At 65.5% G+C, this 20,056-nt stretch carries 18 protein-coding genes and 1 pseudogene; 11 read left to right on the top strand and 8 right to left on the bottom strand.

Annotation, left to right across the window (positions count from 1 at the left end):
- From BW990_RS22380 to rfbA, 4 genes and pseudogenes are all read left to right on the top strand, one after another.
- Positions 1 to 118: pseudogene (locus BW990_RS22380) on the top strand (IS30 family transposase); the annotation flags it as partial.
- A 556-nt stretch (positions 119 to 674) separates the two neighbouring features.
- Complete coding sequence (rfbB, locus tag BW990_RS19085) at positions 675 to 1,715, top strand: dTDP-glucose 4,6-dehydratase (RefSeq protein WP_076450739.1); 1,041 nt, start codon at positions 675 to 677, stop codon at positions 1,713 to 1,715.
- Positions 1,712 to 2,554, top strand: coding sequence for a dTDP-4-dehydrorhamnose reductase (gene rfbD / locus BW990_RS19080; protein WP_076450737.1), 843 nt, complete (start codon positions 1,712 to 1,714; stop codon positions 2,552 to 2,554). The genes rfbB and rfbD overlap by 4 nt, the downstream gene beginning before the upstream one ends.
- Complete coding sequence (gene rfbA, locus BW990_RS19075; protein ID WP_076450735.1) at positions 2,551 to 3,423, top strand: glucose-1-phosphate thymidylyltransferase RfbA; 873 nt, start codon at positions 2,551 to 2,553, stop codon at positions 3,421 to 3,423. Before rfbD ends, rfbA begins: the two co-directional genes overlap by 4 nt.
- A 13-nt stretch (positions 3,424 to 3,436) precedes the next feature.
- Here the strand turns inward: rfbA and BW990_RS19070 are convergent, their stop codons facing one another.
- Complete coding sequence (locus BW990_RS19070) at positions 3,437 to 4,786, bottom strand: amidase (protein ID WP_159441691.1); 1,350 nt, start codon at positions 4,784 to 4,786, stop codon at positions 3,437 to 3,439.
- A 175-nt stretch (positions 4,787 to 4,961) separates the two neighbouring features.
- On the bottom strand, positions 4,962 to 5,771 hold the full coding sequence (locus BW990_RS19065) for a LuxR C-terminal-related transcriptional regulator (protein ID WP_076450733.1): 810 nt from the start codon (positions 5,769 to 5,771) through the stop codon (positions 4,962 to 4,964).
- Between the two features lie 309 nt (positions 5,772 to 6,080).
- On the opposite strand from BW990_RS19065, the gene BW990_RS19060 reads away from it, so the two are divergent.
- Positions 6,081 to 7,289 carry an MFS transporter gene (locus tag BW990_RS19060; RefSeq protein WP_234990314.1) on the top strand — a complete coding sequence of 403 codons (1,209 nt, stop codon included), beginning with the start codon at positions 6,081 to 6,083 and terminating at the stop codon, positions 7,287 to 7,289.
- 105 nt (positions 7,290 to 7,394) lie between these two features.
- Here the strand turns inward: BW990_RS19060 and BW990_RS19055 are convergent, their stop codons facing one another.
- Positions 7,395 to 7,607 carry a hypothetical protein gene (locus BW990_RS19055; protein WP_076450730.1) on the bottom strand — a complete coding sequence of 71 codons (213 nt, stop codon included), beginning with the start codon at positions 7,605 to 7,607 and terminating at the stop codon, positions 7,395 to 7,397.
- A complete protein-coding gene (locus BW990_RS19050) occupies positions 7,604 to 7,831 on the bottom strand; it encodes a hypothetical protein (RefSeq protein WP_076450728.1) in 228 nt (75 codons plus the stop codon). Before BW990_RS19050 ends, BW990_RS19055 begins: the two co-directional genes overlap by 4 nt.
- A gap of 474 nt (positions 7,832 to 8,305) precedes the next feature.
- Between BW990_RS19050 and BW990_RS19045 the strand changes: the two genes are divergently transcribed.
- The 6 genes from BW990_RS19045 (at position 8,306) to BW990_RS19025 (ending at position 16,560) form a co-directional block, all read left to right on the top strand.
- Complete coding sequence (locus BW990_RS19045) at positions 8,306 to 8,551, top strand: hypothetical protein (RefSeq protein ID WP_076450725.1); 246 nt, start codon at positions 8,306 to 8,308, stop codon at positions 8,549 to 8,551.
- Positions 8,552 to 8,597: 46 nt separating this feature from the next.
- On the top strand, positions 8,598 to 8,771 hold the full coding sequence (locus tag BW990_RS21965) for a hypothetical protein (protein ID WP_159441690.1): 174 nt from the start codon (positions 8,598 to 8,600) through the stop codon (positions 8,769 to 8,771).
- 189 nt (positions 8,772 to 8,960) lie between these two features.
- On the top strand, positions 8,961 to 9,941 hold the full coding sequence (locus tag BW990_RS19040; RefSeq protein ID WP_076450723.1) for a calcium/sodium antiporter: 981 nt from the start codon (positions 8,961 to 8,963) through the stop codon (positions 9,939 to 9,941).
- Positions 9,942 to 10,204: 263 nt separating this feature from the next.
- On the top strand, positions 10,205 to 11,290 hold the full coding sequence (locus BW990_RS19035; RefSeq protein ID WP_076450721.1) for an efflux RND transporter periplasmic adaptor subunit: 1,086 nt from the start codon (positions 10,205 to 10,207) through the stop codon (positions 11,288 to 11,290).
- On the top strand, positions 11,287 to 14,355 hold the full coding sequence (locus BW990_RS19030) for an efflux RND transporter permease subunit (RefSeq protein ID WP_076450718.1): 3,069 nt from the start codon (positions 11,287 to 11,289) through the stop codon (positions 14,353 to 14,355). Before BW990_RS19035 ends, BW990_RS19030 begins: the two co-directional genes overlap by 4 nt.
- Before the next feature lie 231 nt (positions 14,356 to 14,586).
- On the top strand, positions 14,587 to 16,560 hold the full coding sequence (locus tag BW990_RS19025; RefSeq protein WP_076450716.1) for a multicopper oxidase family protein: 1,974 nt from the start codon (positions 14,587 to 14,589) through the stop codon (positions 16,558 to 16,560).
- A gap of 80 nt (positions 16,561 to 16,640) precedes the next feature.
- Here the strand turns inward: BW990_RS19025 and BW990_RS19020 are convergent, their stop codons facing one another.
- From BW990_RS19020 to BW990_RS19005, 4 genes are all read right to left on the bottom strand, one after another.
- Positions 16,641 to 17,237, bottom strand: a complete 597-nt coding sequence (locus tag BW990_RS19020) for an SDR family oxidoreductase (RefSeq protein WP_076450713.1) — start codon at positions 17,235 to 17,237, stop codon at positions 16,641 to 16,643.
- Positions 17,238 to 17,305: 68 nt separating this feature from the next.
- Complete coding sequence (locus BW990_RS19015; protein WP_076450711.1) at positions 17,306 to 17,980, bottom strand: type 1 glutamine amidotransferase domain-containing protein; 675 nt, start codon at positions 17,978 to 17,980, stop codon at positions 17,306 to 17,308.
- A gap of 237 nt (positions 17,981 to 18,217) precedes the next feature.
- A complete protein-coding gene (locus BW990_RS19010; RefSeq protein ID WP_076450708.1) occupies positions 18,218 to 19,300 on the bottom strand; it encodes a Gfo/Idh/MocA family protein in 1,083 nt (360 codons plus the stop codon).
- 18 nt (positions 19,301 to 19,318) lie between these two features.
- The gene (locus tag BW990_RS19005) at positions 19,319 to 20,020 is read right to left on the bottom strand and encodes a GntR family transcriptional regulator (protein ID WP_076450706.1); all 702 of its coding nucleotides are present in this window, start codon (positions 20,018 to 20,020) and stop codon (positions 19,319 to 19,321) included.
- Positions 20,021 to 20,056 lie beyond the last annotated feature (36 nt).

Genomic DNA, 20,056 nt, shown 5'->3' with positions numbered 1-20,056 from the left:
GCTCTCAAATCGCAATATGAAGGCGATTTGTGACCGCCTGAACGGGACACCCAGAAAATGCCTCGGATGGCGCACCCCAACCGAAGCCTTCAGAGAAGAGATGATGAAACTGAGATAGCGGAAAACGTCGCAACGACCCTTGAGCCATCAAGCAGCAAAGCTAAAAGTCACCCATGACCAACTCAGGAAACTCTCTCTCCCCCAATAGACTGCGGGAGATTGTGCATGGGATGGGTGATCATGGGCAAACGCGAGTTGTACCGCGTGGAGGTCTTGTCGCAGGTTGATGACAGTTGGCTGGCGGTGGATAATGCGGCACATCTTTTGGCTCATACGCGTCGGCAGGTTCTCCGATCTCCAAAGCTTTATCGCCAGGATGGCGCGTCGGCGCTCAGGACGGCAGCCCAGAGTTGGGGGCAAGTCCAGGACGAGAACGTAAGCTCGAAGCGGTCGGACATGAGTTCAGTCGCTCCGCCGGTTCTGTTGCAGCGGCAAGTCCGGTCACCTCAAAACCCCGATCTGCGGTCGAATACTGTCTGAAAAGCCTCTGACAGAGCCTGAATGTTCGGGAATGATGTGTCAGCCGCTGGCAGAAGTGATCCTTGGCGGCTACGCAAGGAAGAGCTGGTATCGGATCGGGATCTGGCGATCACGACGTGAATGAGGGAAACAGTATGAAGGTTCTCATCACCGGCGGCGCGGGGTTCATAGGCTCTGCGGTGGTGCGTCTGGCGGTGTCGCGCGGGCACAGCGTGGTCAATCTCGACGCGCTGACCTATGCGGCCTGCCTCGACAACGTGGCCTCGGTCGCGGACAGCCCACTTTATGCGTTCGAACATGCGGATATCCGCGATCGCGGGGCGCTCGACCGGATCTTCGCCAAACACGAGCCCGACGCGGTCATGCATCTGGCCGCCGAAAGCCATGTGGACCGCTCCATCGACGGCCCGGGCACCTTCATGGACACCAACGTGATGGGCACGTTCCATCTTCTGGAGGCCGCGCGCGCCTATTGGAACGCTGAAGGACGCCCGGAGACGTTCCGCTTTCACCATGTCTCCACCGACGAGGTCTTCGGCTCGCTCGGTCCCGACGGTCAGTTCACCGAGGAGACGCCCTACGATCCGCGCTCGCCCTACTCTGCCTCGAAGGCCGCCTCCGATCACCTCGTGCGCGCCTGGGGCGAAACCTACGGGCTGCCGGTGGTGCTGTCGAACTGCTCCAACAATTACGGGCCCTACCACTTCCCGGAGAAGCTGATCCCGGTGGTGATTCTGAACGCCCTGCACGGTCGGCCCATCCCGGTCTATGGCGCGGGCGAGAACGTGCGCGACTGGCTCTATGTGGAGGATCACGCCGATGCGCTGCTGCTCGTGCTGGAGAAGGGCGCGCTGGGGCGCAGCTACAATATCGGCGGCGAGAACGAGCGGACGAACCTCGCGCTGGTCGAGACCATCTGCGCGATCCTCGACCGGCTGAAGCCCGCGGATCGACCCTATTCCAGCCTGATCGCGTTCGTCACAGACCGCCCGGGCCACGATCTGCGCTACGCGATCGACCCCACGCGCATCCGCGAGGAGCTGGGTTGGCTGCCCTCGGTCACCGTGGAAGAAGGCCTCGAGAAGACCGTGCGCTGGTATCTCGAGAACGAGGATTGGTGGCGCGCGCTCCTGGAGCGTGACGGCGTGGGCCAACGTCTCGGGACCGGCACATGATCCTCGTTTTCGGCCAATCCGGGCAGGTGGCGAGGGAGTTGGCGCGGGCGGGCGGCGTGACCTGCCTTGGCCGCGACGCTTGCGATGCGGGCGATCCGGGCGCCATCCGGGCAGCAATAGAGTCGCATGAGCCGCGCGCGGTGATCAATGCGGCGGCCTATACCGCCGTCGATCGCGCGGAGAGCGAAGAGGATGCAGCCTTCGCCCTGAATGCGATCGGTCCCGGCGCGATGGCGGATGCCTGCGCCGCATCGGGCATCCCGCTGGTGCATATCTCCACCGATTACGTCTTCGACGGCTCGGGGAAGACACCGTGGCAGCCCAGCGATGCGGTTGCGCCGATCAATGCCTATGGGCGTTCAAAGCTTGCAGGTGAAGAGGCTGTGTGCGCGGCGGGCGGCACACACGCAATCCTGCGCACCTCTTGGGTCGTGTCTGCCCATGGCGCGAACTTCGTGAAGACCATGCTGCGGCTGGGTGCCGAGCGCGACGCGCTGAACATCGTTGCCGACCAGATCGGCGGGCCGACGCCCGCGCGGGACATCGCCGCGGCCTGCCTGTCCATCGCGGAGCAGCTCATCGCCGATCCTGCGAAGTCCGGCACCTATCACTTCGCGGGTCAGCCGCCTGTCAGCTGGGCGGAGTTCGCCCGCGCGATCTTCGACCGCGCCGGACTGCGCTGCTCCGTGACCGATATCCCGAGCCGCGACTACCCGACCCCGGCGGCGCGGCCGCTCAATTCCCGGCTCGATTGTGCAGAAACAGAGACGATCTTCGGCCTCCCCGCCCCCGATTGGCGCGCGGGCCTCGACGACATCCTGAAGGAGCTTTCCTCATGACCAACCGCAAGGGCATCATTCTCGCCGGCGGCTCGGGCACCCGACTTTACCCGATCACCATGGGTGTCTCGAAACAGCTTTTGCCGGTCTACGACAAGCCGATGGTCTATTACCCGCTCTCGGTCCTGATGCTGGCGGGAATCCGCGAGATCTGCGTGATCACCACGCCCGAGGATCAGGACCAGTTCCGCCGCACGCTGGGTGACGGGTCGCAATGGGGCCTGTCGCTCACCTATATCGAGCAGCCCTACCCGGACGGGCTCGCACAGGCCTATCTTCTGGCCGAGGACTTCCTCGCGGGCGCGCCCTCGGCGATGGTCCTGGGCGACAACGTCTTCTTCGGCCACGGCCTGCCCGAGCTTCTGGCGGATGCGGATGCCAAGGAGACCGGTGGCACCGTGTTCGGCTACCGCGTCGCCGATCCGGAGCGCTACGGCGTGGTCGATTACGACGCCGACGGCCGGGTGACCCATATCATCGAAAAGCCCGCGAACCCGCCCTCGCCCTATGCCGTGACCGGACTCTACTTCCTCGACGGCACCGCCCCTGCCCGCGCCGCGCAGGTAAAGCCCTCCGCGCGCGGAGAGCTCGAGATCACCACGCTGCTGGAAAGCTACCTCGCCGACGGCCAACTCGACGTGCGCCGCATGGGCCGCGGCTATGCCTGGCTCGACACCGGCACCCACGGAAGCCTCCTTGATGCCGGGAACTTCGTCCGCACACTGGTGCAACGCCAAGGCCTTCAGATCGGCAATCCAGACGAGATCGCTTATGAGGCCGGGTGGATCGATGCCGCGCAGGTGACGCGGCGCGCGTCCGAGTTCGGCAAGAACGATTACGGCACCTATCTGAAACGCCTGTTGGACTGAGCGCCGCCGGCCGTTACCGAAATGCCGGATCGAGGGCCTCCTGCAGGTTCCAGCGCGCAACCTGCGTCATATCCGACATCGACGTCGCCATCCGGATGAGCCGCATATCGGTGCCCGCCGGGCCCATGATCTGCATGCTGACCGGCAAGCCGCCGTCCGTGGCCGCCAGAGGCAGGCAGAGTGCCGGGGCACCGGCGGCATTGGAAAGGGTGGTGAAATCGGCCTGATTGGCCGGAACCGGGTCGCCATGGGGGAAGGCGCGATGGGGCACGGTTGGCGTGACGAAACCGTCGAGACTATGGATCGCATGTTCGAAGCCGCGCCGCGTCTCGAGGATCACGCGGTAGGCCTGCGTGACCTTGATCGCGCCCGCATCCCGGCCGAAGCGCAGCATGGATCGGAACGCATCGGACAGGCCCGGGGCATCGATCCTGTCACCCATGATTGCGGCGCCTTCGACTTCCGCAATGAGCAGGCAGGCGCGCCGCAAGGTCGCGACGGTCCAGTTGGGAATGGAGACGACTTCGACCTCGGCCCCGCGCTCGCGCAGACCGTCGACGAAGGTCTCGAACCCAGCGCGGACGGCGTCTTCGCATCCGTCGAGCAGCGCCGCGTCGGGTATTCCGAATGTCAGACCCGCGAGGCTCTGCGGCCCCTGCCCGTCCGGGAAGGACGCGCTGAGCGGATCGCCGGAGTCGAAGCCGTCCAGCGCGGCCATCACGCGCGCCAGATCCTCCGGAGCGCGGGCCATGGGCCCGATCGCATCGAGCGTCCAGGCAAGATGCGCAAGACCGGCGGAGGAGAGCCGCCCCGCCGTCGGTTTCAGCCCCCACAATCCGCAATAGGCGGCGGGTATCCGGACCGAGCCCATCGTGTCGGACCCGAGGGCGAAGGGAACGATCCCCGCCGCGACGGCCGCCGCACTGCCCCCGCTGGAGCCACCGGGCGTATACCCGGCCCGCAGCGGGTTCTGGCACCTGCCCCAGACCGGGTTGTCGTTGGTGGCACCAAGCGCGCCTTCATGCATGTTGAGCGCGCCGATCAGCACGGCGCCCGCCGCGCGCAACCGGGCGACGACTGTCGCATCCCGCGCCGCCGGGGCCAGCTTCATGGCGGTGCCGCAGGTGGTGACGAGCCCCGCCACATCCATGTTGTTCTTCACGGCGAAGGGTATCCCGTCGAGCGGTCCGCGCGCCCTGCCCTCTACCCGGCGGGCGTCGCTTTCGCGGGCTGCGTGCTGCGCATCCTCGGGGCAGAGCGCGATGAAAGCCGCAAGCTCATCGTTGAGCGCGGTGGCCCGCGTGAGAGCGTCCTGCGCAAGCGAGGCGGCGTTCGTCGCGCCCTCGTCCAGTTCGCGTTTCATGGCCTCTGCGCTTTGGTGCATGATTTTTGTCCAGCTCATGGCGACATTCGGTGACACGATATTGCGGGGTGCCGGGATTGTCCTGCGCGATCTGGTCGCCGAATTGCCCGTGATCTCCTGCCGACCCCGGCCAGTCTTTACGCTATTGCCGCGGCCCCCGGTCCGGGCCACGCGGTCAGTCCGGCCCGGCGGCGTCTTTCAGCGCGGCGAAGAGGCGTGCATTCTCCAGCGCGATCAGGCTCTGATCGGCGAAGATCTGCGCCAGCGCCACGGTCGCTTCGGAAAACGGCCGGACGGTCTGTCGGTAGATGGTGAAGGCGCCCGCCAGACGCTCGCCCGACAGCATCGGGATCGCCACGAAGGACCGGGCGCCCCCCAGATGCGCCGTGGCCCATCGCAGCGGGTTCTCGCTGCGAAAGATCTCTTCGGCGCGCACGTCGAGGATATTGACCGGCGCATGGGTGGAGACCAGACGGCCCAGGGCGGTCTGCGGTCCCACGTCAAAGGCGCCCTGCGCGTCCATCCAGTCGCGGAACGTGTCCGGGATTCCACGGACATGCGTCATGCCGAAGCGGTTCTGGCCGTGATAGTCGAACAGGATGCCGAATTCCGCCTCGCAAAGTTCCAGCGCATGGCCGAGGATCGCCGAGACCACTGCATCGATATCGCCCTCGGACCGGCTGATGATGCGCAGCACCTCCGCCATCGCGCTTTCGCGGCGCAGCGCTTCTTCGAGGCTCAGCGCCAGCTCGGAGATGACCGCCGCGAAATCGGTACTGTCCGCTGCGGGGGCTGCGGTGCCGTTCAGCCGGGCATGCAGGTCGAGCTTCGAGGAGACGCCCATCTTGCGATAGATCGTGGCGAGATGCGTGCGCACGGTGGTCGGCGCGATGCCCAAGCGGTTCGCTATCGTCCCGTAGGTGTCCCCCTGCGCATAGGCGTTGGCGATCTCGATCTCGCGCGGGCTGAGAGCGTCTTGCGTCATGGCGTGGCGGGTCCTTCTGGCAGGTCGATCCTGTCGCCCGGGGGCGCATGAGGCAATCCCGCAGATGCAGTATGAAAAATACTGCACGGACTCCGCGCAGAATACTGCATCGGGCCGATGCCGCGCCGGGACGGGTTCTGTCATGCTTTTTCCAACCACCGAAGGGAACGGAAAGATGGGCAGAGGACGAACAGCGCGCCGCGGCGAAACCGGCATCAGACTGAAACGCGCGTCGGTCGGGCTGCGCCTGATCGACGGCGCTGACCCCCACCACGTCCGCCCATGCGGCAACGACTTGGAGCAAGAGACATGACGCATGCAGCAGAAACGCGCCCGGCTCGCATCGCCCTGCGCTGGCGCATCCTGGCGCTTCTGTTCATCGCGCGTGCCGGGCTGGGCGTGCAGTTCCAGACGGTCGGATCGGCCGGTCGCGAGATCGCCGACGCCTTCGCCTTCGACAACGCGCAGCTTGGCCTGATGATCGGGCTGTTCATGGCGCCGGGCCTGTTCCTCGCTCTGCCTGCGGGCGCCTTCGCGCGCTTCGCCTCGGACCGGGCTCTGTCTGCGGCCGGTCTGGCGGCACTGGCGGGTGGCGGTCTACTGTCGGCCTTCGCCGCGGGGCCCGAGACGCTCGGCCTCGGCCGGATCCTTGCGGGCGCCGGGTTCCTTGTCGTGACGCTCTATTTCACTAAGATGGTCGCGGATTGGTTCGGCGGGCGCGAGATCGCCACCGCGATGTCGCTTCTGGTGATGAGCTGGCCCTTCGGCATCGCCATTGGCCAGATCGGTCACACTTGGCTGGTCACGTTGTTCGACTGGCGGCTGCCCTTCCTTGTGGCTTCGGCCTGGTGCGCGCTGGCGGCGATTGGCGTTTGGGCGATCTATCGCCCGCCGCACGACCTGCCCCGGTTCACCGGGCGCAGCATGCGGCTTCTGCCGCGCGAATGGGCGCTGATCTGCTGCGCGGGGCTCGCCTGGGGGCTGTTCAACGCAGGCTATATCAGCTGGCTCAGCTTCGGTCCCGCGGTGCTCGAGGCGCAGGGCGCGACCATGCTCGCGGCGGCATCGGTGATCAGCGTGGCAAGCTGGGTCATGATCGTCTCGGGTGCGGCCTGCGGGCAGATCGTCGACCGGTTCGGGCGGCGCGACCTCGTGCTGACGCTTGGCATGCTGGCGGGAATGGCATCCTTCCTGCTGCTGCCTGTGCCCGGTGCGGGCTTGGGCGCCAGTCTTCTGTTCGGCATCATCGGCATGGCGCCGGCGGGCGTCATTATGGCGCTGAGCGGTCAGGCCGTCGCGCCGGAGCGGCGCGCCTTCGGAATGGGCGTCTTCTTCACGCTGTATCACGCGGTGATGGCGGTCGCGCCGACCATCGCGGGCGGGCTGGTGGACCGTACCGGGACGCCCGACAGCGCGATGGCCCTCGGTGCCGGTACGTTCGCGATCGTGATCCTGCTGGTCTTCGCCTTCCGTGTCCTGAAATCCCGTCCCCTCGCCGCTGCGCCGCAAGGCGCATGAGAATGGAGACCCGCAAGATGCTGATCCTGCGGGAACAGATATCGACGGACGAGACGGGATCGCCCCTGATTGCCCAAAGGGTGACAGGCAGGGTCCGATTGAGGGTCACATGTCGAGCCACATCACGAGCGAGGTTCCGATCAGCGTAGCCGCGGCAACCAGGCCGGTCATTTTCAACCCGAAGCCGGGGGCTGCATCCAGGGACGGGTCTGGCTTCAACGCGCGGTCCCGGGGCGTCGTGAGGAGCATGTAGCCGAAGACGGCGAGCATGATGAGATAAGCGGCGACAACAATGAGACCCGAGGACAGGAACGTCATGTCAGGACTATCCAGAGAATGGCGGCGAGCGCCGCGGTGACGATGGTAGAAATCAGGGCGGTCGCCTCGACCGCGCAGGTCACGATCCTGTCCGGATCCGCCTGACGGCCCGGAAGTAGCGTTTTCAGGTATCGCGCTTCGACGAAGGCGGCAGCGATGGAGATGGTGAGATAGGCTTGTGCGACGGCGAGAGCGCCGAGGACCACAAGCAGGGAAGCGGTCATTTCCGTATGCCTTGAGATGTTGGGGGAGCCCCCGGCCCAAGCGAGCCAGTTGCGGATCTGTGCATGGCTGACATCGGTTTGGAGAGCCTCGAGAAGAATTATTTTCGGAGGTGTGCAGGGCCTGGAGGCTGCTTTCGCTGGGCCGGCAAGAGCGGTGGAATTCCCGGGCGAGCACCGCCTGAGATATGGCGCTGCACGGTACGGGAGACGCGGATCGGGGACCGCTACGCCCGCGGGGATGAGCCGAGCGATGCGCGTGTATGGGCGACGCCGGAATTTTGAGAGAACGCTTTTTTCTTCAACCGCTTTGGCTTGCGAAGAGGACTCTAATGAACTGATATATAACATACATTCTCTTAATAGATTTATTTTTCGACGCCTCTTCGCGTCCCTTGAAAGGCCCGATGCCCACGCCGATTTATCTGGGGCTCAGGGGGATTGTCCCCTCGAACAACTCCAGAGGAGAAGACTGACATGCGTCGTGCAGCAGTGAGTGCCATCGCGGTCGCTCTGTTCGCGGCCCCGGCTTTCGCGCTTTCGGTTTCGGATCTCGACACCGATGGCGACAGCCTGGTTTCCTTCACCGAAGTGACGGTGAAATACCCCTCGATGTCCGAAGAGGATTTCGCTGAAATCGATACCAGCGACGACATCGTTCTGGACGAAGCCGAGCTTGCCGCCGCCCTCGAGGCCGGCATGGTCGAGGAGCCTGCTGACTAAGTCGTCCCGCCCGGATGATTGACCTCAGCATTTCAGGACCACAGACATGGCAATGAATGTACATGCGCCGAAACGGACCAGCTGGCTGGTCTGGGCAGGCGTGGCCGCGGGCGCGATCGTTCTGATCGCCGCTTTCGGATACGCCTTCGACTGGTTCGGGACCGACGCCACCTCCACGGTGGCCCCGGCAATCGAACAGGCCGTTCCTGCCACGGAATGACACCGTCAGGATCATGACAAGGCAGTCCCCGGCATCATCCGTGTCGGGGACAGGTCTTGCGGCTCTCGACGGTTTCGAGACGACGAAATCTTTGTTACGTCGATAATGAATCGAAGATTTAAACGGTACTGGCCCGCGCCGGGCCGCCGAACGTGACATCCGCCCATCGGCGGATGGGAATGGGGTTTTATGGATATCTGGCTACCACTTCTGGGCGGTCTCGTCCTGCTGATCGTCGGGGGAGAATTCCTCGTCCGCGGGTCTGTCCAGGTCGCCACGGGCCTCGGCGTGTCACCGCTGGTCATCGGCCTGACCCTTGTCGGCTTCGGCACTTCGACGCCCGAGCTGGTGACCTCCGTGCAGGCGGCGCTCGCTGACGCGCCGGGCATCGCCTACGGCAACATCGTCGGCTCGAACATCGCCAATATCCTGCTGATCGCCGGGTGCGCGGCACTTCTGAGCCCCATCGTCGTCACTTCGCAGGCATTGAAGCGGGACGGCGCTGTGATGGTCGCGGTGGCCATCGTTTTCTCGCTGATCGCGGTTGCGATGCCGCTCGGACGGGTTGTCGGCGTGCTCTTCGTCGGAGCCCTTGTCGCCTATATCTACCTGGCCTTCCGGCAGGAAAGCTCCGCCACACCGACCGACCATGGGGCCGTCTACGACAAAAGTGTCGCGCTGCAAGACGCGGACCCGGCGCTGTCTCTGCCTGCGCAGCCGCAGGCTTCGCTGCTGGTCTCGGGTCTGATCGCCATCGGTGGCCTCGCGCTCGTGGTTCTGGGCGGGCGTTTCCTCGTCGATGGCGCCGTTTCTCTGGCGCGCGGTTTCGGGATCTCGGAAACCGTGATCGGGCTGACCATCGTCGCCTTGGGCACGTCGATGCCGGAACTTGTGACCTCGATCGTGGCCGGGCTGCGCAAGCAGGGCGATGTGGCCTTCGGCAACATCATCGGCTCGAACATCTACAATATTCTCGGGATCGGCGGTTTCACGGCGCTGATCGCCCCGGGTGCCGTCCCGGCGGAAATCGTCAGCTTCGACAACCTCGTGATGATCGGCGTGTCGCTTGCACTCTTCGCCTTTGCCTGGACCGGCCTGAAGATCGCGCGGTGGGAAGGTGCGGTGCTGCTGACCGGGTATGTGGGGTATGTCTACCTGATCTGGCCCTGATCTTTTCCGGGTGGCCGACCTCCCTGTTCTTTATCCCGTAACTCCGGATCTCCAGTAAGCGCGACCTGCCTGCGGCTCTTCAAGCCGCCGACAGCGTCGTCGTGCAGGCCGGCTCTCTTCCCCCGATCCCGCCCTGCCGCGCGAGCCCATCCTGCGACCAACTGACACCTTTCGCAGAATGCGCGGCACAAAGCCGGGGCATGGCGCGTTGGCCCGCACGTCACGCATCACGCATCCGGCGTCGCGAACAGGAGCAGATCGGTATGAAGAGTTTTTTGAAGGTTGCGGCAAGCGCCGTGGTGGTTGCAGGCTTTGCCGCCGCCGGTCTGTTCGGGACGGAAATCCTCGTGAATCAGGGCGCGGCGGGGGCGCAGTCCGGGCGAGAGCGCCCGCCAACGCGCGTTGGTGTTGCCGAGCCTCAGCGCGCGACGATCGAAGACAGCGTCTCGGCCGTGGGCACGCTCATGCCGGTACGCGCGGTGGCGCTGGTGCCCGAAGTGCCGGGCCGGGTCGCCGAGGTGCCGGTTTCCTCGGGTCAATCGGTCGCGGCGGGCGATCTCGTGGTACAACTGGATGACCGTGCGGCGCGCGCCGACCTCGCCGAGGCCGAGGCCACGCTGCGCGAGGCGCGCCTGGAACTGCAGCGCGTGACCGAGCTTTCGGACAGCAACATCGCCGCCGAGGCGCGTCTGGAAAGCACCCGCGCCGCCTATAAGCGCGCCGAAGCCGCCTTGCAGCGGGCGAATGCCGCCCTCGAGGATCGCAGGATCACGGCACCCTTCGGCGGAACCCTTGGGATCATCGACGTGGAACCGGGCGCTTTCCTCGATGGATCGGTGCCGGTGACGCGGCTCTCGGATCTGTCGGTCATGCAGGTGTCTCTGTCGCTGCCCGAGCGGTACTTCCAATCCGTCACGCCGGGCTTGTCGCTCACGCTCACCACGCCGGCTTATCCCGATGAGGAATTCGAGGGTAAAGTCACCGTGCGCGCGCCCGAGATCGACCTCAACTCGCGCAGTTTCGATATCCGGGCCGAGATCGACAATACCGATGGGCGTCTTGCGGGCGGCATGTTCGCCAACAGCCGGATCGTGCTGTCGACCTATGAGGGCCTCGCCATCCCGGATGACGCGGTCATCAGCGAGGGCTTTGCAAGCTACGTCTATGTCGTCTCGGACGGCACCGCCGCGCGGACCGAGATCGAACCCGGCAACACGCTGGGCGGGCTGATCGAAGCCCGCTCCGGACTGAATGCGGGTGATAAGGTGGTCATTGCCGGGTGGGATCGCGTGTCGGACGGCGCGCCGGTCACCATCGACGAGGACATCGCGCGGGAGGGCCTCGAATGACCCTCTCCGACATCAGCATCAAGCGACCGGTCCTCGCCACGGTCATTTCCATCCTGATCCTCGTGCTGGGGATTGCCGGTCTTCAACGGATGCCCGTGCGCGAACTGCCCGATACCACGACCGCGGAAGTGACCGTCAGCGTGGGTTATACCGGCGCGAGCCCGGGCGTCGTGGACAGCGAAATCGCCACCGTGATCGAAAGCGCCATTTCTACGGTGGCCGGGATCGACCGTATCTCGACGGAATCCGAGCTTGGCGGTCTGCGGAGCGTCATCACTTTCGGTCAGGGTCGCGACATCGACCAGGCCGCCGCCGATGTGCGGGCAGCGGTGCAGGCAGTCTCGGGCGACCTGCCCGAGGAGGCCGACGAGCCGCAGGTCGAGAAGAACGACAGCCAGGGCGACCCGATCCTCTGGATGACCATGACCTCCGAGCGCATGTCCGCGTCCGAGCTGACCGATTATGCCGACCGCTTCGTCGTGGACCGGCTGGAGACGCTGGCCGGGATCGCCGCGGTGCAGATTTACGGCGACCGGCCCTATGCGATGCGGGTCTGGCTCGATCCCGACGCCATGGCAGCGCGCGGCGTGACCGCGAACGAGATCGCCGGCGCGCTTCGGGCCAACAACCTCGAACTGCCCGCGGGCCAGATCGAGAGCAGCTCGCGCACCTACCTCTTGCGCACCGAAACCCGGCTGACCAGCGTCGAGGCGTTCGAGGGCCTGATCGTCCGCACCGGCCCTTCCGGACGCATTCTGCTGTCTGACGTGGCACGGGTCGAGATCGGCACCGAGACCGACGACAGCGTGTTCCGGGCCAACGGCGAAACCGCCATCGGGCTTGGCGTCCTGCGTCAATCCTCGGCCAATACCCTGTCCATCTCAAAGGCCGTGAGCGCCGAGGTCGCCGCGATCAAGAACGATCTTCCGAACGGAACCAGCCTTCAGATCACCTCGGATGATGCTGATTTCATTGAGAACTCGATCCGTCAGGTCCTGACCACGCTGGCCATCTCGGTCGCCATCGTCGTGGCCGTGATCTACGTCTTCCTGACCTCGATCCGGGCCACCATCGTGCCCGCGGTGACCATCCCCATCGCGCTGATGGGCGCCTGCGCGGGCATCGCCATCGCCGGCTTCTCCATCAACATCCTGACCCTCTTCGCGCTGATCCTGGCCATCGGCCTCGTGGTCGACGACGCCATCGTCGTGCTCGAGAATATCGAGCGCAAGGTGGAGGATGGCGAGGACCCGAAACAGGCGGCGCGCAACGGCGCCAACGAGGTGTTTTTCGCCGTCGTGTCGACCTCGGCCACGCTGATCGCGGTCTTCGTGCCGCTGTCGTTCCTCGAAGGGGAGATCGGCAAGCTCTTCCGCGAGTTCGGCGTCACGCTCGCCATCGCGGTGGCCCTGTCCACCTTCGTGGCGCTGACGCTCTGCCCGGTGATTGCGAGCCTCGTTCTGAAAAAAGGCATGAATGACAGCGGCTTCGCCCGCGGTGTTCAGACGGTGACGGAGAAGATGTCGCGCGGCTATCGCCGTCTTCTGACCCGGGCGATCCGCATGCCCGTGCTTGTGCTCGGCATCGCGGCGGCGCTGTCGGGCATGTCTTGGACGCTGTATCAGAGCCTGCCTTCGCAACTCACACCCGACGAGGATCGCGGCATCTTCTTCGTCTCGATCCAGGCCCCGGCAGGATCGGCGCTTGGACTGACCGATGCGGCGGTGACGCAGGTCGAGGATCTCATCGCGCCCTACCGGGAGGACGGGATCGTCGACGATACCATCGCCATCGTCGGCCAATACGGAGAGACGGGCCGCGCCTTCGTCGTCGCGGTGATGGCGCCCTGGGGCGCGCGTGAGATGGGGCCGCGCGACGTGCTGGCCGAGCTGCGTCCGAAATTTGCCGAGATAACGCTGGCCAGCGTGCGCAGCTTCGCGCCCTCCGGCCTGAGCGCGGGGTCCGGGTCGGGTCTCGAACTGATCGTCACGGCGCCCAGCTTCGACGCCGCGGCGGAATATTCCGCCATGCTGGAAGAGCGGATGCGAAGCGCGCCGGAGCTTGTCGGGGTGCGCCGCGCCTACGAGGTCAACACGCCCGGCTTCGACATCAACGTGAACCGCGCGCTGGCCCGCGAGATCGGCATCGACACGCGCACGATCTCGGACGCGGTGCGGACCTTCTACGCCTCGGCGGAGGTGACGGAGTTCATATCGCGGGATCGGCAATACCCGGTGATCCTGCAGGCGCCGGATGAGGCGCGCGCGGATCCGGACGATCTGCGCGGCATCAACGTGCGCGCCGCCGATGGCAGCCTCGTGCCGCTCGACGGGCTGGTCACGCTGGAACGGCGGGCGTCGGTCAGCGCGTTCAACCGCTTCAACCGGCAACCCTCGGTCGAGATTTCCGCCTCGCTGGCCGACGGCGTCGATCTGGGTGCGGCCATCGCCACGGTCGAACGATTGGCCGAAGAATTGCCGTCGGACATGCAGATCGCCTATTCGGGTCAGGCGGAAAGCTTCCAGGAAACATCGGGCGGGATCGTGACGACCTTTGCGCTGGCGCTTCTGGTGGTCTTCCTCGTTCTGGCCGCGCAGTTCGAAAGCTTCATCCAGCCTGTGGTGATCCTGCTGTCGGTTCCCTTGGCGGTCGCGGGCGCGCTTCTGGCGCTTTTCGCGCTGGGACAGGCGGTCAACATCTACACGCAGGTGGGCATGGTCATGCTGATCGGCCTGATGGCCAAGAACGGCATCCTGATCGTGGAATTCGCCAATCAGTTGCGCGCCAAGGGCATGGATGTGCGCGAGGCGGTGATCGAGGCCTCCACCGTGCGCCTGCGCCCGATCCTGATGACAGTGATGTCGACGGTGCTCGGCGCGGTGCCGCTGGTCCTGTCCACCGGGGCGGGGGCTGCCAGTCGGATTTCCATCGGCATCGTCATCATCGGCGGCTTTCTCTTCGCGTCGCTTCTGACGCTGTTCCTGACGCCGGTGCTCTACGATCTCATGCAATGGGAACGGAAGCGGGATGCCAGCGAAGACGAGGCCGCCATGCCGGCCGAGTGACCATTGCCCGGCGGGACCGGTCGCGGGTTTCCCAAGCTCCGGTGAGGCATCATGGCGGCTTTTGCGTCCTTTGAGCCTCGCTGTGCGATCCGGGCGCACATGTTTCTTGCTTATGATCTGCTGCCGACGCACGCTTTGGTTGAAATTCGGGCCAGAGGGAGACAGGGCGTGACACAGGACCACAGAAGCGAAGACAGGGCGGCAAGAGGCGATGAATGCCCGGCAGGCCTGATGAACCGGCGGCAGGTGATGGGTCTGATGGCCGCACTCGCGGGCTCGACCGCCTTGACCTGGCCCGACATGGCCCCGGCGCAGGCATCCGGCAGCGAGGCGCTCTTGAGCCCGCCCGAGGGCACCTTGATCGGCAGCGACGATCCGCTGGCCGAGGCCTATCTGAACGCCCTCAAACGCATCCCCGGCTTTGCCGATGCCGAAATGCCGCCGCGGCTCTTCTCGCTCGCCTCGACCACGCGGCGGGATGCGAACCTGTACGGCATCTCGCTGACAGCGCCGGGCTATCTCGACCCGAAGGCGACGAGTGACGCGCCGCCGGTCGTCGGTCCGACGCTGGAATTCACGCGCGGCGAGGTGAACGGCGTCTACCTGACCAATGACATGACGATCTGCGGTGTCGACCACAACATCGTCATGACCTCCCCGCTTTCGGGCTGGCGGCCCCATGGCTACACGACGACCAACCTGCACACGCACGGGCTGCACGTGACGCCGCAGGCGCCCTCGGACGATGTTCTTCTGATGATCCGGTCGAGCGCCGATACCGATCCGATGATGATCGACGAGCCGCGGCTCTATACCTACCGCTACGAGATGCCCGCCGATCACCCGGTCGGCACCTTCTGGTATCATCCGCACAAGCACGGCGCCGTCGCGAGCCAGGTTGGCCCCGGCATGTCGGGGGCGCTGATTGTCCGGGCGCAGGAGGATGCGCCCGATTTCGACGACCTGATCGCCGCGGCGCCCTACAACATCACCGAGGCCGATGAAGAGGTGATGGTCCTGCAGACCATCCCCTATTTCTTCACCAATGCCGAGGAGACGGAGGGCGTCTTCTACCCGGCGGGATATTATTTCGGCGGGATCGCCGATCCCAGCGATTGCTATGGCTTCACAGTCACCGAGGGCACGGCCACGACAAACCCGCCGACGACGGTGAACGGGCAGCGCGTCCCCACCCTGTCGCTCGCGCAGGGGCAGATCAAACGCCTGCGCCTCGTCAACGCGACCAACGGGCAGACCTACGTGCCGAAGCTGCGCGCGGTCGGGGATGCGGGCACGCTGCCCAAGCTCTATGCCATCGCGGTCGACGGGATCGCGCTGCTGCCGCAGGACGGCGGCGATCCCGACGCGCCCTATTACGAGATCGACGCGACGCTGTCGCCCGAGACCGATCCCACCGCTTACTGGACCACGGCCGAGCTCATCACGCTCGCCCCGGGTCAGCGGCTCGACCTGCTGATCGTCGGCGATAGCCCCGGTCAGTTCGAGCTTTACGGTGCGGCCAAGGGCGAAAGCCCGATGGTGGTGGAGGTGGATACCCCCAACACCGACACGCTGATCACGGTCGAGATCGGCGATGCGGCCTACGACGTGGCCCAGCAGGTCCCGCCGATGTCGCTTTACGCGGATGCGGCGATCCAGCGGCCCGAGCCGCCGGCGCTCGATCTGGCCTCCGGGCAGCTTCCGCAGGCCACGCAATCGCTGGAGTTCAAGACGATCGGCGCGGCATTCAATTCCTCAGGCGTTCCGACGAAGCCCGCGTTCCTGATCAACGACCAGCATTTCGACGGGAATCTCGACGATCCCGCGCAAATCCAGCTCTACAAAGGCGATACGGATGTGTGGAACCTCTACAGCACCAATGACGGGCACATCTTTCACATCCACATCAATTCGTTCCAGGCGCTGGCCCGTGTGCCCTACGATGTCGAAAATCGCGTCTACCTGCCGCCTGTCTATTACGCGATGCCGATCTGGCGGGATACGATCTACTTCGACGGTGGCCCGCCTGAGGGCAGCGGGGACACGGTGTTCCTGCCCGGCACCATGGTCGTGATGGCCAGCAAGCAGGTCGATTTCACCGGCGAGTTCGTGCTGCATTGCCACAACCTTTTTCACGAGGACAGCGGCATGATGCTGACCGTGTCCATCCTCGATCCGGCAACCGGGGAGCTCGACCCTACGTAAACGCGGGCGCGCCGCATATCGACAAAAAAAGACCCCGATGCCGGACAAGCATCGGGGTCGCTATCTTCCGAAGGGCGGGCTCAGGCCGACTGCATCAGCAGCGTTTTGCCGGTCCAGTCCGGGTCGTCGACGGCCTGCGCGAGCACCGCCGCCACATCGCCGCGGGCGGCCTTGGTGCCGACATCGACATCGTCCCCGAACTTCATGTCGCGGGTGCCGTCATCGTCGGTCAGGGCGACGGGGCGCAGGATGGCAAAGCTGAGACCGGAGGCCTTCAGGTGTTCATCCGCATCGTGCTTGGCCTGAAGGTAATGGCCGAGCTCGCTATCCGGGTCGGGATTTTCCGCCCCGACGCTGCTCAGCATCACGAGGCGCGACACACCGGACTTGGCGGCGATGTCGACGAGACGCATCGCGCCGTCGCGGTCGACCTTCTGGGTCATTTCGGGGCCCGTTGACCCGCCAGAGCCGGCAGCGAAAATCACGACCTCGCAGCCGTCGCAGACATCGTCCTGCAGATCCGTCAGATCGCCGTGGCGCAGTTTCACATCATCCCCGAGGGCGCTGGTGTCCGAAGACTCGCGCACGAGGGCGATCGGAGTGTGCCCGTTCGAGGTCAGTTCCTTGACGAGGCGAATGCCCGTCTTGCCGGTGGCACCGGCGACAAGAATATTCATTTCATGGTCCAATTCATAAAGTGGTCAGACGTGCGGGGCGGCCAGATCGACCGCCCCCCGACACCGGATCAAAGCAGGGCGAGCAGTTTCTTCGCGGCCTCTTCCGAGGATGCCGGGTTCTGGCCGGTGACCAGCTTGCCGTCCGTGACCACGAAGGAGGCCCAGTCGTCGCCCTTTTCGTACACGCCGCCGTTCGACTTCAGCATGTCCTCGACGAGGAACGGCACGACATCGGTCAGGCCGACGCCTTCTTCCTCGGTATTGGTGAAACCGGTCACGGTCTTGCCCGACACGAGCGGCTTGCCGTCCGCGCCTTTGGGGTGCTTGAAGACGGCCGGTGCGTGGCAGACCGCACCGATGGGGCGGTCGTTGGCGGCAAAGGCTTCGATCAGCGCGGTGCTGTCGCCGTCCTCGGCCAGATCCCAAAGGGGGCCGTGGCCACCGGGGAAGAAGATCGCGTCGTAACCGTCGGCCGAGACGGTCGACAGAACCGCGGTATTGGCAAGCTCCGCCTGCGCGTCGTCGTCGGCCTTGAAGCGTTTGGTGGCGTCGGTCTGGGCGTCGTCGCCATCGCTCGAGGGATCGAGCGGCGGCTGTCCGCCCTTGGGCGACGCCAGCGTGATCTCGGCGCCGGCATCCTTGAAGACGTAATAGGGCGCGGCGAATTCCTCGAGCCAGAAGCCCGTCTTGTTGCCCGTGTCGCCGAGCTTGTCATGCGAGGTCAGTACCATGAGGATTTTCATCTGTGCGTGTCCTTTGCGTTCGCGTGCAGGGTCCCGGCATCTGTGCCGGACCCCGTGATGTTCAAAGGATCAACGAAGCGCGCGGCGGGCCTGTTCCGGCCCGCCGGTCGATTCTTGCCCACACCGGTTCTTTCCTCGCGTCACTTGTGTGCGCGCGGCGCGTTCCGCTGTCACGGTCGATGGCATTCCCGTCGGGCCGCCCCCTTTTATCCGTGGCCCAGGGGTTGTGACACGACGCTAAAGGCGCACGGCCTCGCCCGTTTCCGCAGATTTCTGCGCGGCGAGCCCCATCGCCACGGCTTTCGCACCGTCGGCAAGCGACACCTCCACCGGTCCGCCGGACTGCACCGCGGCCAGGAATTTCCGGTGCTGGTAGAAGGTCGATCCGTTGTGATCGCCCGCATCGAGAAGCGTCGGATCAACCGGCACGTCGAGGACCTGTTCGCCGGTCCCGTCGCGCGGGCTGAGCACGACCTGCGGCACCGGCGGCGCGCCGAGGCGCTCGGGCCAGAAACGCGTGGGGCCCGGGACCAGCGCCTCGATCTTGCCGGTGGGGCCCACCGCGCTCAGATGCTCCTGGTATCTCGAGCCTTCGGCGAACATGCACAATTCCAGCATCGCGCGCATGCCGCTGTCGAAATCGACGATGACATAGGCATTGTCCCAGATATCGGGGACGTGGCCGTCATAGACCTCGTTCAGATGGTTCACGGCCTGCCCGCCCGAGGCCATGACGCGCACCGGCTCCGCGCCGGTCGCAAGGCGCATGAGGTCGAAGAAATGGCAGCATTTCTCCACCAGCGTGCCGCCCGAGGAGGCGTTGAAGCGGTTCCACGCGCCCACCTTGTCGAGGAACGGAAAGCGGTGTTCGCGGATCGTCAGCATGCGCAGGCCGCCCGTCGCGGCCTCCAGCCGCTCCAGCATCATGGCGATGGGCGGCATGTATCGGTATTCCATCGCGACCCAGATCGGCGCGGGATAGCGCGCGGCCAGATCGGCGATGCGCGCGCTTTCCTCGGGCATTACGAACAGCGGCTTTTCCACCAGAAGCGGCAGCGGCCGGATCGCCGCGATCTCCTCCATCTGGCGGACATGCAGGTGGTTGGGGCTGGCAATCAGCAGCACGTCCACGCTTTGCCGCGCGAGCAGGTCGCGCACGCTGTCGACCATGACAGCGTCAGGCGCGATGGCCCCCGCGCGGCCGCGCTGCTCGAGATCCGGCTCCATGATGGCATCGACGCGGGCATCGCCCAGAAGCTGGATGTTGCGGATATGCTCCTGCCCCATCATGCCGGCGCCGATGATGCCGTAATTGATCATGCTTTCGAGGTCCTTGTCCTACCTGAGACGCGCGACATAGCGGACATGCCGGCTGTCGAACCAGGTGCGTGAATATTCCACCGCAGCGCCGCCCGCGTCCTGGCTGACCCGCTCGATGAAACCGGCGATGCTGCCGGGATCGAGCGTGGCCTCGGGCACCACCCAGGCGGGCACCGCGCCGACCCCGACCCGGTCTTCGGCGCGGGTGATGACGAGGCCGAGCGCATCGCGGTAATAGAGGTAGAGCGATTCCGACATCTCGGATCGGTCGAGTTCCGGGGTCACGTCGCCGTCGAGCCAGATCTCCTCGAGCACTGCGGGGATGCCGCCCACACGGCGCAGACGGCGGATGCGGTGCGCCGCGTCGCTCGTTCCGAAATCCGGCATGCCGGTATCCTTGGCACGACGGTCGACGGAGATGAGCTCGGCGGTGGGCAGGCCGCCACCGTCGATCCGTTCGATCCGAAAGAAGGCGTAGATGCCCAGCTCCTGCGGGGCGCGGCGCACGTAATTGCCCGATCCCTGCACCCGGTCGAGCAACCCCGCCTCCTGCAGACGCGCGAGCGCCTTGCGCAGGGTGCCCACGGAGATGTCCATCGCGGCGGCCATGTCGCGCTCCGGCGGCAGCCGCGCACCATCAGCGAGCCGGCCCGCCGCGATGTCGCGGATCAGCGTCTCGGCCACCTGCAGATAGCGGGGAAGAGCGGTTTCGTCTGGCATGCGCCTCGGCAATGCTACGGAAATTGATATACTATT

Origin of the sequence: Roseivivax lentus (assembly GCF_900156805.1) — a bacterium.
GTDB classification, from domain to species: Bacteria; Pseudomonadota; Alphaproteobacteria; order Rhodobacterales; family Rhodobacteraceae; genus Roseivivax; species Roseivivax lentus.
This window is presented reverse-complemented; position numbering and strand designations above follow the sequence as displayed.